The organism is Paenibacillus sp. GM2FR (genome assembly GCF_002803325.1).
Lineage (GTDB): Bacteria > Bacillota > Bacilli > Paenibacillales > Paenibacillaceae > Paenibacillus_AQ > Paenibacillus_AQ lautus.
The window spans coordinates 3,953,501-3,968,044 of the sequence record NZ_MKZM01000008.1; the positions used below are offsets into that span (position 1 = coordinate 3,953,501).

Here is a 14,544-nt window from a genome sequence, read left to right on the forward strand (position 1 = left end):
TGATCCTATCGCCTTGCGACATACCGCCCCTCCACAGCGGCCATCCAGCGGAGGGACGTTTTCTATTCGTTTCCTAGAGCTCTTTGTGCAGCATCATTATAGATTTTCAGCGCTTCATCAATGCTGCCCATTTTATTGACCTTATCGATGAATGCCTGCCAATTGTCGAAGCTGTTCTTGCCTGCTACAAATTTGGCCTGTTCTTCCGTAACGAACGTCTTGATCGGGTTCATAATTTCCGAGATTCGCTGGCTTTCACTGCCCGTGAGTTGAATCGACGGCTCGCTCAACCAGGAAGGAACATAGTCGTTCTCGGGCATGGGCAGACTCGTCAGGAATTCCGCCTTCTCAATCGGCACCTCTTCATATTTGCCGTTAAATACCGTATAATCGGTCGCGGCAAAATCCACGAACGCTCTTGCATCACTCACCATCTGCAAGCCGGGGTTATGGTTTCGGCTTGCGCGCATGCCGTATTTATCGCCCTCCAACCAGGGATCCTTGGCCGTTTTCAGCGAGTCGACAAAGGTCGGAACGCCGTCTTCCCCGATCGTATAGGTCGTGCCCTCGATTCCCCAAGTGATGAGCTGGATCATTTCATCCGAATATTGATAATCGATGAATTTGATCAATTCTTCAGGGTTTTTAACTTTCGAGCTCACGCCGTAGACCCCCCAGCCCAGGTCAGGGGTATTGCCGTTCACAACCTCCTGCCAGGCTTTTCCGTACTTCGGATTGTCGGGATACAGCGAAACCGCGAAAATCTTCCCGTCGTTGGCCGTTCTCGTGTATTCAGCCGGCGTCGTAAACCACTGCGTCAGCCACATGAGGTTGTCGCCGTTCAGCGCTTTTCTTTTCAGCGTATCGTCTGTATCAATGGTATACTCCGGATCTAACAGCTTCTCCGCATACAGCTTATTCGCAAATTGGAGCGCATCTTTATATCCTTCATCCAGAACTCCGTATACGTATTTCTCGCCGTCCCAGAAAATTTCATCCCGGATATGGTTCGCGGAGAACAGCGATCTCAAGCTATTCCATTTGGTCGCAACGGGATATTTATCGGGGTAGAGCTCTTTAAGTTTTTTGGCAGCATCATAAAATTCATCGAGCGTTTCCGGAATTTTGATGTTATTGGCCTCGAACACGTCATAGCGGTAAGCAGACGTATTCTGGATGAGCATGCCGCGATCCTCCGGGAATCTGGGCGTGGAGGTTTCTTTAAAGGTGAACATGTTGCCGTCGGCATCCGTCACCCGCTTCATCCCGTTCTTTACCTTGCTAATGTAGTTCATATAATTCGGCATTAAATCTTGATACTGGCCCAACTCGAGCAGTTGGCCTTGTTCGGCCATTTCGGTCGTATCATAGAATAACGGCGTCACGAAGAAGTCTGTCAGATCGTCGCTCGCGATCATAAGCTTGACCTTCTCGTCATATTCGGAAGAAGGAATATAGTTATATTCAATTTCTACCTTCTTGCCCATATAAGCTTCCATGCGTTTGTGCCATTCCTTGCCCACCAGACTATTCGGATTATCCACGCCGTTTGCCGGCAGCGTGACCGAAAAGCGCATGACTTCTTGATTCTCTTCATGGGTATCGGATGTTTTGGAATTATTCGAACATCCGGAAAAAACCATCAGTAGGGCCAAGCCGAGGACAAGCATTTTTGCCAATTTGTTCATTCCATTTCCCCCTAATTTGCACAATGAACCGCTTCTTCAAATCTGCTATTCATTACAGGTCACGACTGCGCACGCAGCTTGCTTACACCGCCGCATCCGCATTTTTAGCCTTTGATGGAGCCGACGAATATCCCTTTGGTGAAATGCTTCTGGAAGATCGGATAAATACACATGATCGGAAACATGGTAATAATGATGACGCTCATTCGTACCGCCTTGGGATCAAGCGTTTCCCCCGGGGCATTGATGGCGACCGCGCCGCCTCCTACCCGTCCTTGAATCGCTGTCGTATCCAAGGTAAACAGGTAGTTTCGGAGCACCATCTGCAAGGGATACTTATCCTGATCTCGCAAATAAATCAAAGCCTCGAACCAACTGTTCCAGCTTCCGACCAGCCCGAATAGAGCAAAGGTTGCAAACAGCGCTTTCGACAACGGCAGTATGATCCTGAAGAGAACCACCAAGTCACTCGCCCCATCGATATAGGCGGAGTCCTTCAGTTCAGAAGGAATATTCAGAAAGAAGGTCCGAAACAGAAACACATTGTAAGCACTGATCGCACCGGGGAGAATCATGACCCAGACCGTATCCAACAGATTCAAACCGCGCATAAGCAGATAGGTCGGTATTAAGCCGCCGCCGAAAAACATCGTAATCATGAGAAAAATGGTCAGAAATTTCTTGCCCGCAAATCCCGGGATCGTGAGCGGATACGCCATCAGTGCCGTAAACAGCAGCATGATGCCCGTAGAGCCGGCCGCATAAAGGATCGAGTTCAGATATCCTTTAAAGATGTACGGATCCTGAAATACCGTCGTGTACGCCTCCAGATTAAATCCCTTGGGCCAAATCGTTACGCTCCCCGAGGAGATGTAACGCGTGCCGCTAAGCGATGTGGCGATAATGTTCAGAATCGGATACAGCACAACAATCAGGATGAATAGCATGATAACAATATTGAATACATCGAAAGCTCTGGAGCCCAAACTAGCCTTTTTCAACATCCCACCACCTAGAACAAACTCGTCTCTGATACTTTCCGGCTTAACCAATTGGTCAAGTAAAGGATCGTAAAGGAAATAACCGACATGAATAATCCGATGGCCGTCGTGTACTCGTATTGAGCGCCTAGTATACCTTGACGATAAACATAGGATCCGATGACATCTGCTACTTCGTAAGTCTCAGGCGAATAGAGCAGGATGATCTTCTGGAAATCGCTCCCGAGGACTCCTCCGACGGCGAAAATCAGCAAAATAATGGTGGTCGGCTTAAGCGACGGCCATGTGATGTGCAAAACCTTCTTCCACCGGCCTGCGCCGTCTACCTCGGCCACGTCATACAGGGTAGGATCAATTCCGCTTAATGCAGCAAGGTAGATGATCGTGCCGAACCCGACGCCCTGCCATATGCCGGAAGAGATGAAGATGGTCCGGAAATAGTCAGGCTCGAGAAGAAACATGATCGGGTCTCCGCCGAAGAAGCCGAGAATATGGTTGAACAAACCGTCTCTCGCCGTAAATTCCTTAAGCATCCCCGCAACAATGACGACCGAAATAAAATGCGGGAAATAAGAAACCGTCTGCACAAGCTTCTTAAAGCCCTTGTTTTTCAGTTCATTAAACAACAGAGCCAGTATGATCGGTGCGGGAAATGACCAAAATAAAGTATACAAACCGAGAAGCAAAGTATTCTTTAAAACCCTGAACGCCATCGGATCGTTAAAAAAAGAAGTGAAGTATTTTATCCCCACCCACTCGCTCCCCCAAATCCCCTTGGAAGCATTAAAATCTTTGAAAGCGATTAATATTCCGTACATCGGAAAATAGTGAAAGATTAACAGCGTCAGAAAGCCGGGAAGCACCATAAGGTAGAGATAGCGGTGCTTGACGATCCTGGCCACCAGCCTGTTAGTGGTTATCTTCAAAGGAACACCTCCTGACTGTTAGAGGTTGTTCAAAAAGTCCCGCTTTGATCACGAAGTAGCACTGAAAGTTTATTCGACATCGAATCTTGAATTCAGCCGGGCCTTCCGGTGCTCACGTACCCAAAACGTACGCTCCGCTCCTCAGCCCCTAGCTTCATCCAACCTTCTCGGTGCTGAAAGTCTGGCTTTTTGAACACGCACTATTCACTTAACACGTTGTGATCGGATACAGCTGGTGCTATTGCTCGAGGCCGCATGAGCCTGGCCATTTGGTTCGTTTTATATGTAAGCGCATTCATTTTCACCCCCAGACCGTATCCTAACGTTCGTCGAAAACGCATTTGCTTCCGGCTACCGTCCCCTATTGATGTGATTATCATGATGCCTTATAACTTGTTATGCTAAGTAGAAAATAACACATACTATTTTCATCGTCAATACATAAAAATGTTTATATATTCACCTTTAATTAGCATACTATCTTCGGTTTGTCCCGAACTGACGATATCGATGAGGCGTTAGGTTATGCCTCCGCTTGAACAAGTCGTAAAAGTAGCTGACGTTGTCAAGTCCAATCTCAAGGCTGATGTCCACGATGTCCATATCCGTATTTAGCAGCAAATTCTCGGCATAAGACACTCTCAATTCATTAATGTACTGGGTCGGGGACATTCCCAGATGCTTCCTGAACATCCTGCATACATAGGCATGCGATTTGCCCGACAGCTGGACAAGCACAGCCGTTCCCCGCGTGAAGTGCTCTTTCTTCCTCGCCTCTCGGCATAGTGACTTAAACCACTCCGGCTGTCCGGTAAGCTCAATCGGATCCGCGTCAGCCTTCATATACCTGGAGAACAGGTCGGTCAAGATGGCTCTTACCTCCGCTTTGACGACCAGCTTCTTCTCCTGCGGGATCAGACTGAGCTGGTCCAGCCGGTACCGCACATATTCCTTCTCCGTTTTGGACAGCAAGGTCGACGGCGGCATGGCCGGCCCAAGCAGTCTTTCGCTCGGGAACCCTCCTCCCAAGAAAGCCATGAGGTCGTCCAGGACCTCGCGATGGAACGACAAATTGATGAACTGGCAATCGCTGTCCATCGTCTGCTCATAATAATGAACGTCTCGGTCCCGTATGAACACGAGTGTATTTTCCTGCAGCAGCTGCCTTTTCCCATTAATGACATGCACAACGCTTCCTTTCAGGATAAGAAACAATTCAAAGAAGTCGTGCGTATGCATGCCAATCGTATCGCGCACCGAAGCGATCAGCCGATAGTGGGCCTGAATTTCAGAATCAATGCCGTCCGCCGCATAAAGCTTCAACATAGGCGATATCCCTCCTTGTTTGTATACCGATAACTTCCTCCGATGTCAAAGCACCATAAAGCGTTCCAAAATAGAGCAAGATCGGGAGCAGCTCTTTCGATTAGGATAGAGTGGTTATTGAAGCCTGAAAGGAGATTTGACACGAATGAACTTACTGGAACTGCGTCACCAATTCGAAGCAAACCAACGCATTTATGAAAGCGCCAAGCTTGTCTTCCACGGAGTCGAAGGCTTCGATGTCTACAACCCTACGATTCCATTTCAATGGAACGGCAAGCGCTACATTTACGGACGCGTGGAGAAGCGACATGAGTGGGCGAGGTCGTGGGTTCGCTTGTTCGAGCAGAGCGGTCCGGACGAGTGGACGGCCGTGCCGGATACGATGATTTACCAGCTTGAGGACCCTTATATTAGCGTGATCCACAAACAGCTCGTATTGGGCGGCACGCATGTCCGTTACAAGCAGGGACGGCTCGATACGTTCTACGGTTATTTCTACAAAGGCAGCGATCTTCACGATCTCTTCTACTTCACGACCGGTCCGGATTATATGAAGGATATTCGGCTCGTAGAGCTCCAGGACGGGAGGATCGGCGTCTTCTCCAGGCCGCGCGGCGAAGGGATTCGCAAGGAATTCGGAAGCGAATCCTTGGTAGGATTCACCGTCATTGACAGCCTGGACGACCTGTCTCCCGAAGTCATCGAGAACGCCCCTTATATCCGCGGATTATTCAGCAAGGATGAGTGGGGCGGCTGCAACCAGGCCTACTTGCTCGATAGCGGGAAGATCGGCGTCATCGGCCATATCTGCTACGCCCAAGGAGATACATCGACTTATATGAACATGGCCTTCGTATTGGACCCGCAGACGAATCATTTCTCGAATTTGAACATCATCGGCACCCGTCCTTGTTATCCGGATGGCCCCGCCAAGAAGCAGCATCTGACCGACTGCGCGTTCACCGCCGGCATCGAAATGCGTCCCGACGGCAAAGTCAATCTGTACAGCGGCATCGGCGATACCGAAGCGGCGCGCATCGTCATCGACTACCCGTTCGAGAAGGAAGGCGCCATTGTAACCTTATAGAAGAAATTCCAAGATCGAGCTGCTGGATTCCCCAGCGGCTCGTTTTTATGTCCGATTGCGGCTTGGTTTAGCACCATTCTTTTTTCTGCCAGGTGTTAAGGTTAAAAGTTATTATTATAAGTCAATCAAAACACATACTTTATTCGACCCCATAGTAATACAAACCATCATAAAATTCAAAGATTTTATATCATTTCGCTCCTTTCTTGCTTAATTCCCGAAAAATTCCGGCCTATTCGACAAAATCTTTTTCCGGGTTACGCTTCAAGTACGTATACTTTTTAAAGTAATATGCGCTATAATTGAGGAAATGTTGATACGAGGTGAACCTACTTGAGCAAGAAGGACTTGGCTCTGCCAAAGTACCAGATGGTAAAAGACTATGTCTTATCCCAAATCGAGAATCAGGAATTTACGAAGGACGATCGGATACCTAGCGAGTCGGAATTTTCCAAGCTGCTGGATGTCAGCTCCATCACTGTGCGTAAAGCGTTGTCTGAGCTGGTGAACGAGGGCGTGATCTACCGCGTCCGAGGTAAGGGGAGCTTTGTCGCCAGCCAAGCAGCCGTCTCAGAGAAGACCTCCAATCTGGTGGCCTTCGTCATCTCCGGCGTCGACCTGTACGACAGTTCGTATATGCAGATCATGAGAGGCATTCAGTCATTTCTAGGCCAGCATGGCTGCAAGCTGATCATCGAATTCGTGGAGAACGACTTCGAACAGGAACGTGAGCTCATTCTGGGGCTGATTCAAACGGAGCTAAGAGGATTACTCATCTATTCCTCCGATCCCGAAGCTGCGAAGGGCTATCTGGGAGAGATTCGCAAAAAATCGATTCCGTTCGTTATGCTTGATCGTTCCCCTTCCGGCTATCCGGTCAACGTTGTCACCTGTAACAACCATGACGGTGCTTATGAAGCGGTAGAATACTTGATACAGCAAGGACATCGACGAATCGGATTTGCGGCTTACGACTATCATCTGAGCCCGGAGGTTGACCGATATAACGGTTATTGCAACGCCATGTCGGATGCGTCCATTCCGATTCCCGATTCGCTCTTGTTCCTGGATAAGGAACTGGACTATGCTGCACTGGCGAGCCTTATCCATAACGGAGAACTGACCGCGCTGTTCTGCGCGAACGACAAGCGGGCCCTTGAGGTAATCGAACAGCTCACCGCACTTGACATTCGTATCCCCGAACAAGTATCCCTCATGGGCTTTGACGATTTCGAGAGCTCCAAATTCGCCAAGGTCGCCTTGAGCACGGTGAAGCAATATTTCGATGTCCTTGGCTATGAGAGTGCCAAGCTGCTGTTCGAAATTACCGAAGGCTCGTCTTACGGCAATAAGAAAGTCATGCTGCCTACAAGCTTGGTCATACGTGACACGATCAAGCCGGTCCAAGGTTAAGGCAACGCCAAAAAAGGCAATGGATTCCAGGATATGCTGGAGTCCATTGCCTTTCATGTCTAACCGGATATTCGATCTGTCCATGTGTACGCGGGTATCATTTCGTACAGGATACTCATAAAAGTTTATTGACGCATATGGAGGCCACAGAGGATGAGCACTGGGAGAATGTCGCCCCGCCTATATGCCAGATGCTCTTAATAAAACAAAATTTAGCAGATAAGATTCTGAATGAACAAGCTTCATATAATGTCCAACTTCTGGGATCTCTTCATGTGGGTTGGTTTTTCTCTTCGAATAAGCCAGCAGATCTGTTCGACAATATGATATTTTGATGCCCCTTAAATACGTCTTCTTATGATGCCCCATCCTCAAGGACTTGGTAATCAAACCAATCAAAATGTGCCGGCGAAACGGAACGAACGCCGTTGCCTGTGGCATACATGGCGATGAGCACGCCCGTAAACCCGCCGGCAACTTCCGTAGCCAACATGGCACATTCGCCTTCACCGAACCAACAAGGCTCCTGGCCACAGTCGGCAAATCCGAACGCATACTTCTCTTTGTCGGCTTGAATGGTGAGCACAACCGAATCCGAAGACCAAGGCGCCTCGTTTTCGACTTTCCATAAGCTTCCGATCCTTCTGCGAAAGATCATCTTTCGGCGACCATCGATTCGCGTCACAGCCATCTCGTAATGGAACCGCTCGTTCATGAACACGGTTAATCCAGCTTCCTCGCCGTCCCGCTGCGGCACGAAAGTCAAATGCGCTGAAGCCTTCATGTTAAAATGCTGCTGTCTTCTTCCGAGGAAGGCCGGTGCGTCGTCGTTTAATGTTGCTGCTGAACCGTTCAATGTCAGGCAGCTCTCCTTCTCGGTCAGGGACCCATGATCCGGATGTGGTGACCGAAGAAAATTCCAATATGGCGCGAGCTCCGAGTCTATAAAATCATCTCTTACAGGAGGGCTCGATACGGGTTTCAATCGGAGGTTCCCTGATGGCATCGTCTCATGAACGACGCCGTTCTCTCCAATAACAGGCCATCCGTCCCCTGTCCAGGATACAGGGGCGAGAAACGTTTCTCTGCCAAGATGATGGCGCTGAGGATAACCGACGGGCCGTATGCCGAGGAAGACCGCCCACCAGCTGCCGTCGGGGGCTTGAACCAGATCCGCATGGCCTGTAGCTTGAATCGGCTTTAACAGACTCCGATGAGTCAGGATCGGGTTGTGCGGACAGCTCTCGAACGGACCGTCGGGCCGCTTGCCTCTGGCCACGGTCACCATGTGTCCGTATTCTGTTCCTCCTTCGGAAATAAGCAGGTAATACCACGCCCCGACCCGATACAAGTGCGGGGCCTCCGGATATTGCCCGCCAGTTCCGTTCCATAATAAACGGACCTCGGAGAGCTTCTGTCCAGTTTCTATATCAATCCGGCTTTGATAGATCCCCTGGTTCCACGATGTTGTATAATAAACCGTTCCATCCTCGTCAAAAAACAAATCGGGGTCAATCCCGGGATGGTCAACGAATACCGGATCGGACCAAGCCCCGCAAGGATCCTCCGAGGACACATAGAAATTCCCTCCCACAGAAACATTGGTCGTGGACATGTAGAACATGCCTTGATGAAAACGGATGGTTGGAGCGTATATCCCCGTCGAGGTGCCTGCATTTCGAAGATCCAATTGCTCCTTCCTTGTCAAGCAATGGCCGATCTGCGTCCAATGCACAAGATCCTTGCTGTGAAAAAGAGGAACTCCCGGAAAATATCCAAAGGAACTCGTTACAAGATAATAATCGCCGCCGACCCTGCAGATACTGGGATCGGGGTGAAAGCCGCTAATCACAGGATTTTGGTATGTCATTTCCACAATGGTTTCTCCTTATTCGTTCATTGAATCGTCGCAATGGTTTACTTCACCGCTCCGATCGTAATCCCTTTAACGAAGTACTTCTGAAAGAACGGATACGCGATCAGAATCGGCAATACCCCTATAGCGGCAATCGCCATACGTACGGTCGTGCTTGGTAATTCCATGATGGCTTGCCCTGCACCCGTGCTGGCAAGGTTACTGTTGCTCGTCAGAAACTGGATATCTGTCATCATTTTATTCAGAATCGTTTGGATGCCAAACAATCTCGTGTCCGTTAAATAGATCAGTCCATTAAACCAGTCGTTCCAGTATGCGATGGCTTGAAACAGGCCGATGGTTGCCATGATAGGAAGCGACAGCGGAAGAACGATCCGGTAAAATGTTTTAATTTCACTTGCCCCGTCGATGCTGGCCGCTTCGAGCAAGGCTGAAGGAATGGAAGTTATGAAGAAGGTCCGCACCAGAAGAACGTTAAAACCGTTCATGAGCAGTCCCGGTATGAGCAGCCCGAACAGCGTGTTCTTGATGTCGAAGAGCTGCGTATAGACCATATAAGTTGGAACCAGCCCGCCGTTGAACAACATCGTAAAGAATACGAAGAACGTCCAAAAGTTCTTTAAAGGCATGTCGTGGCGGGACAACGGATAAGCCAGCATGGAACTGATCGCCAAACTGACTGCCGTACCGATGACCGTGATGAGAACCGTGATTCCATAGGCCCTTCCAAGCTCCCCGACATGCGTCCACAAATAATGGTAGGCATCCAAACTTAACTCCGTTGGAAAAAAGGAGTATCCGTTCTGGATAATGCTTGCTTCGCTGCTCAGCGAAGATACGATCAGCAAAGCAAATGGAATCAAACATGCCGCCGCAAACAATCCTAGGATCACATGGGCGGACCACTGCAACAATTTGCTTTCATAAGCCATATTGTATTGCACCTCTATTCTCGGTCTAGAACAACGCGTTCTCCCTATTGAATTTACGCACGATATAGTTGGCACTCAGAACAAGTACGAACCCGACAATGGATTGGTAGACGCCCGCTGCCGAAGCCATGCCGATATCCCCCATGATCATCAAACTTCGGTACACGTACGTGTCGATAACGTTCGTTGTATCGTTGAGCATGCCTGAATTCATCGGCACCTGATAAAATAATCCAAAATCGGAATAGAACATGCGGCCGATGCTCAGAAGCGTAAGCATGACGATCACCGGCGTAATCAACGGAATCGTAATTGACTGAATTTGCCTCCATTTCGAGGCCCCGTCCAATCTTGCCGCCTCATAATACTCGGGATCGATGCTGATAATGGAAGCCAGGAAGATAATACAGGAGAAACCGACACTCTTCCAAAGTTGGACCACCGTCAAGATCACCGGCCAATATTTCGGTTCGGTATACCACGAGATGCTCTCGATTCCGAATAGGGGAAGTATGGTCTTGTTCATGAAACCCGTCTCTAAACTAAGAGCCGCATATACCAAGTAACCGACCACAACAAAAGAAATAAGATGCGGCAGCACAATGACGCTCTGGTAGAAACGCGACAGCACCTTGACTCTTATCTCGTTCAGCAAGATGGCGACGGCAATGGAAAGCACGGTGCCAATCACGATGAAGGCGGCATTATATAAAATCGTATTCCGCGTGATGATAAAGGCGTCTGTCGTTTTGAACAAATATTCAAAGTTTTTAAAGCCGATCCAGTCGCTTTCAAAAATTCCGGCCGAGAAATTAATATTTTTAAAAGCAATAAACATGCCGAACATAGGAGCATAATTGTTGATAATGAGATAAGCGATTCCCGGGAGCATAAGGAGATATAGAGGCGTGTATTTCCTGAACCGTTTCAGCCCGCTCCTTCTGGTCATAGGTGCACAACCCTTCTTTAATAAATTACCGCACGAAAGTGATGATCCAATCGGCATCGACTGCCGATCGGATCGCCCCGTCGCTTATTGTACTCCGTTTTCGCTAGCCCACTCGTCAAGCTGTTTTTGTTTTTCCTCGATAATTTTATTGATGCCAGCATTTTCAAGCTTATTGAGGAATTCAGGCAGCGTCTTATCAACATCCAGGATTCCGCTTTCCAATGCTCTCCGGTATTGCTCAAGCACACTATTGCATGCGGCTACTTCATTCTTTACGGGTTCAGAATCGAATGAAAATCCGAGTGCTTTCGATTTTGCCGCCGATTTATTAAATTCGTCCATCTGTTCATAAATACCAAGGTCGTCTCCCTCGAACACATAGGTTAGAAACTGATTCCCGTGCATCCAGCCATAGTTTTTGTATCCAACGTTATCGCTTGTGACGCCGTCAGGATATCGGATCATATTGTCATGGCCTTCGACTTTGACATAGTGCTTGCCCTCGATGCCCCAAACCATCAAATTCGCAATCTCTTTATCAGTATATAGCAGGTTCATGAACTGCAGTGCTTTCTCAGGGTTTTCCGAATTGGAGGTGACACCGACGGCAACGTTCGTGACCGTATCCGTCTTGGCGACAGGCTGCAAGGTACGAACGGCGGTCATTTCCATGCCGACGTTCCGGCTTTCCTGGACTTCGAATCCGGGTTTCATCGCGGACATCCAACCCGCTGCCTTTCCATTACTCACCAACACGTTTGTAGACTCAGGGCTGGTCGCGGCATCTTTCATTAAATATCCGGCGAGATACCACTCCCGAAGCTTCCGTAGAATGTGCTCATATTCTTCTGAAGCGAACAAGTTAACGACTTTCAAATCGTCAAGACCGTTGTTCAGCAAGACCCCTAGACTATTGCCGAGCGGGTCATGTATAGCATAGGTGCTCATAATCGAACCATTCGACAAGTTGGCCGCTCCGGCCATGCCCGGTTCGTTCTCTTTAATGATCTTGAAAATGTTCTCGAAGTCATCGAAGGTCTGAACTTGATCCAGATCGATGTTATGTTTATCCACCAAATCCTTTCGCATGACAAAGCCATAATCCTGTGCTAAGTCCCTTATGCTTGGTACCCCGTAACTTACGCCTCCCACTTTGGTTGCATTGTAATAGTCGGTGCCGAGGACGTCGATAATTCCCTGGGCGTTTTTCTCCATGATATTTCCGATCGGATAAAGTACGCCCTTGGCCACTTGAGTACTGTAGTTTCCGAGCATCGCAATCATATCCAGCTTCTCGCCGCTGGACATCATCAGATTCACTTGATTGGCGAATGCGCTGTTACTGATGGGCAGCAGCTTTACCGTCACATTGATTTTTTCTTTGGCAATCTTGTTGATTTCATCCTGAACGAGCTGGATGTCGGCCGGTACGCTGTCAAATGTCGGGTATGCATAGATCACTTCATAAGGAGCATCGGATGCACCCGAGGAAGTCTCGCCGTCATCTTTTGAGCCTGCTGCGGAATTTCCTTTCGAATCGTTCCCCCCGCAGGCCGATATCATGACCATCAAAGCCAGCAACAGACTAAACCATCCCCACTTTTTCTTCATATCCATCCCCCGTACTGTTTTTTTATGGATTCGGATCATTCCGAGCCTGCTTTCATTGTACGGGCCACCATGTCCAACAACTACTCCGATTTCGACATGGAATTTGCATCAAATCGACTTTTCCTTGATCGAGCCGTTGGCAGCTTGCTTGCGGTAATCGGCAGGGCTCATGCCGAACTGCTTTTTGAATCTCCGAGAGAAGTGGGCGAAATTCGAATAGCCGGTTTGCGAAGCGATAGCGCCGATCGGCAAATTGGTTTTCAGGAGCAAATCTTTTGCCAGATCCAGACGCCTCCTCATGATGTATTCGGTGACGGATGCCCCGGCCTCTTTCTTGAACAAACGGTCCAGATAATCAGGATTGAGAAAAACATGGTTCGCCACCGTTTCTCGGGACAGCTCTTCCGATTCGATCCGTTCCTGAATAAACTGTTCCACTTTATCGATGATGGAGTCCGTTCGCTGCAGAGTCCCCATCGATTCCATCGCTGTGTTGACGGTATGCCTCACCCAGAGGATCATGTCCGATACCGAACGGACGGCCCGTTGGTATAATCGTTCGGACGCTTCGTCTTCGAAGAGGAGATGGGCCTCGATTCCTTTAAGCTTCAATACGTAAAATACCATCTGGAGAAAGTTGTGATGAAAGCGTTGAAGCGTCTCTGCCCCGGGCCCTTCGGTCCCGATCCAGCTTTTCAAAACAACCTCGGCCTCGATCACAACCTGATCACCTTGTCCCTCTTTCAGCATGATCGACCATGCATTCATGTCCGGGATCTTAATGGCGTCATGGATAGGCTGCTTGCTCCCCCAAACGAAGACCTTATTCGTAAACGTCACATTGCCTTTGTCCCATCGCACCAACTGGCCGACCATTTCTCTCACTTCATGGCCGAACACCGCATTCCCAATATAGATCGATACGTCGCAATAAAACCATGCCGTGCACGATGCTATGAATTCCTCGCTGCGATTCCGCAGCGTCTCTTTAAGCGATTCCGCTTCCCGTTCAAAAGGAATTAGCGCGAGAAGATTACCTTCAGTTAATCCGAACAGCAGCCCGTTTCCGTGAACATGCAGTATTTCTTCGCCGCTGTTCATCAACGCGTATTCGATGATCTTCTCGTCGCGGGGAGAAAACGTTTTGTGATAGCGCTGCACGGAGATCAGGATGGGAAGGAGTCTCATACGCCGGTCGAAGGGAATATTTCGCTCTTCCGCCGCCCTTTGAATGTGTTCGGGATGTGAAGGGATCGTATGGTTGATCACGTCAAGCCATAACCGTTCCGCTAGCAGCGGTTGATGACGCGCCCAGAACTGGCCGATCCGGCTATATTGCTGCACCTCTTGATCTTTCATGATTTTTTCCACGACTTTGCCGATCACTTGCTGGAGCTCATCGCCCGGAATCGGTTTGAGCAAATAATCGAAGCTGCCCAGCTGGAGCGCTCGCTGCGCCAGTTTGAACTCGGCATGGCATGTCATAAACACGGTCTCCGTTTGCGGGTAGTTATTCCTGACCCATGCAAGCAGCTCCAGCCCGCTTTCTTGAGGCATCTCGATATCGCACAAAATAAGATCAACCCGTTCCTGTTCAAACACTTCCTTGGCTTGGCGGGCATTATAAGCGGTAAAAACGGCTTCGATTCCTAAGCTTTGCCAATCCACATCCGACTTTAGCGAGTCGGTTAACAGCTTCTCATCGTCAACGATCATCATGTTTAGCATCTTGGAA

11 protein-coding genes are annotated in these 14,544 nt (G+C 48.9%); 2 read left to right on the forward strand and 9 right to left on the reverse strand.

Features of this window, described 5'->3' with window-relative positions; translation table 11 throughout:
• Positions 1–62: 62 nt before the first annotated feature.
• From PAEVO_RS17885 to PAEVO_RS17900, 4 genes are all read right to left on the reverse strand, one after another.
• Positions 63–1,688 (reverse strand): ABC transporter substrate-binding protein, encoded by a 1,626-nt coding sequence (locus PAEVO_RS17885; RefSeq protein WP_100538763.1) that lies wholly within the window; start codon positions 1,686–1,688, stop codon positions 63–65.
• Positions 1,689–1,792: 104 nt separating this feature from the next.
• Complete coding sequence (locus tag PAEVO_RS17890) at positions 1,793–2,689, reverse strand: carbohydrate ABC transporter permease (RefSeq protein ID WP_100539501.1); 897 nt, start codon at positions 2,687–2,689, stop codon at positions 1,793–1,795.
• An 11-nt stretch (positions 2,690–2,700) separates the two neighbouring features.
• Positions 2,701–3,615, reverse strand: a complete 915-nt coding sequence (locus PAEVO_RS17895) for an ABC transporter permease (RefSeq protein WP_100538764.1) — start codon at positions 3,613–3,615, stop codon at positions 2,701–2,703.
• Between the two features lie 477 nt (positions 3,616–4,092).
• Complete coding sequence (locus PAEVO_RS17900; RefSeq protein ID WP_100538765.1) at positions 4,093–4,941, reverse strand: helix-turn-helix domain-containing protein; 849 nt, start codon at positions 4,939–4,941, stop codon at positions 4,093–4,095.
• Between the two features lie 145 nt (positions 4,942–5,086).
• Between PAEVO_RS17900 and PAEVO_RS17905 the strand changes: the two genes are divergently transcribed.
• On the forward strand, positions 5,087–6,028 hold the full coding sequence (locus tag PAEVO_RS17905; RefSeq protein WP_100538766.1) for an MTP-1 family protein: 942 nt from the start codon (positions 5,087–5,089) through the stop codon (positions 6,026–6,028).
• A gap of 333 nt (positions 6,029–6,361) precedes the next feature.
• A complete protein-coding gene (locus PAEVO_RS17910) occupies positions 6,362–7,441 on the forward strand; it encodes a substrate-binding domain-containing protein (protein ID WP_100538767.1) in 1,080 nt (359 codons plus the stop codon).
• 355 nt (positions 7,442–7,796) lie between these two features.
• Here the strand turns inward: PAEVO_RS17910 and PAEVO_RS17920 are convergent, their stop codons facing one another.
• The 5 genes from PAEVO_RS17920 to PAEVO_RS17940 form a co-directional block, all read right to left on the reverse strand.
• Positions 7,797–9,311 carry a glycoside hydrolase family 43 protein gene (locus tag PAEVO_RS17920; protein ID WP_207797512.1) on the reverse strand — a complete coding sequence of 505 codons (1,515 nt, stop codon included), beginning with the start codon at positions 9,309–9,311 and terminating at the stop codon, positions 7,797–7,799.
• A gap of 47 nt (positions 9,312–9,358) precedes the next feature.
• Positions 9,359–10,249 carry a carbohydrate ABC transporter permease gene (locus tag PAEVO_RS17925; protein WP_100538770.1) on the reverse strand — a complete coding sequence of 297 codons (891 nt, stop codon included), beginning with the start codon at positions 10,247–10,249 and terminating at the stop codon, positions 9,359–9,361.
• Between the two features lie 25 nt (positions 10,250–10,274).
• Positions 10,275–11,198: an ABC transporter permease gene (locus tag PAEVO_RS17930; protein WP_009593292.1), complete on the reverse strand. Its 924-nt coding sequence runs from the start codon at positions 11,196–11,198 to the stop codon at positions 10,275–10,277.
• Between the two features lie 84 nt (positions 11,199–11,282).
• Entirely contained in the window at positions 11,283–12,809 is a 1,527-nt protein-coding gene (locus PAEVO_RS17935; RefSeq protein WP_100539502.1) for an ABC transporter substrate-binding protein, read from the reverse strand.
• Positions 12,810–12,917: 108 nt separating this feature from the next.
• The gene (locus PAEVO_RS17940) at positions 12,918–14,537 is read right to left on the reverse strand and encodes a helix-turn-helix domain-containing protein (protein ID WP_100538771.1); all 1,620 of its coding nucleotides are present in this window, start codon (positions 14,535–14,537) and stop codon (positions 12,918–12,920) included.
• Between the last annotated feature and the right edge of the window lie 7 nt (positions 14,538–14,544).

What these genes read in the sequence shown, in the direction of transcription:
- PAEVO_RS17935 (WP_100539502.1), bottom strand. Translation starts at nt 12,809, where the DNA reads ATGAAGAAAAAGTGGGGATGGTTTAGTCTGTTGCTGGCTTTGATGGTC.
- PAEVO_RS17905 (WP_100538766.1), top strand. Translation starts at nt 5,087, where the DNA reads ATGAACTTACTGGAACTGCGTCACCAATTCGAAGCAAACCAACGCATT.
- PAEVO_RS17940 (WP_100538771.1), bottom strand. Translation starts at nt 14,537, where the DNA reads ATGCTAAACATGATGATCGTTGACGATGAGAAGCTGTTAACCGACTCG.
- PAEVO_RS17900 (WP_100538765.1), bottom strand. Translation starts at nt 4,941, where the DNA reads ATGTTGAAGCTTTATGCGGCGGACGGCATTGATTCTGAAATTCAGGCC.
- PAEVO_RS17920 (WP_207797512.1), bottom strand. Translation starts at nt 9,311, where the DNA reads ATGACATACCAAAATCCTGTGATTAGCGGCTTTCACCCCGATCCCAGT.
- PAEVO_RS17925 (WP_100538770.1), bottom strand. Translation starts at nt 10,249, where the DNA reads ATGGCTTATGAAAGCAAATTGTTGCAGTGGTCCGCCCATGTGATCCTA.
- PAEVO_RS17885 (WP_100538763.1), bottom strand. Translation starts at nt 1,688, where the DNA reads ATGAACAAATTGGCAAAAATGCTTGTCCTCGGCTTGGCCCTACTGATG.
- PAEVO_RS17930 (WP_009593292.1), bottom strand. Translation starts at nt 11,198, where the DNA reads ATGACCAGAAGGAGCGGGCTGAAACGGTTCAGGAAATACACGCCTCTA.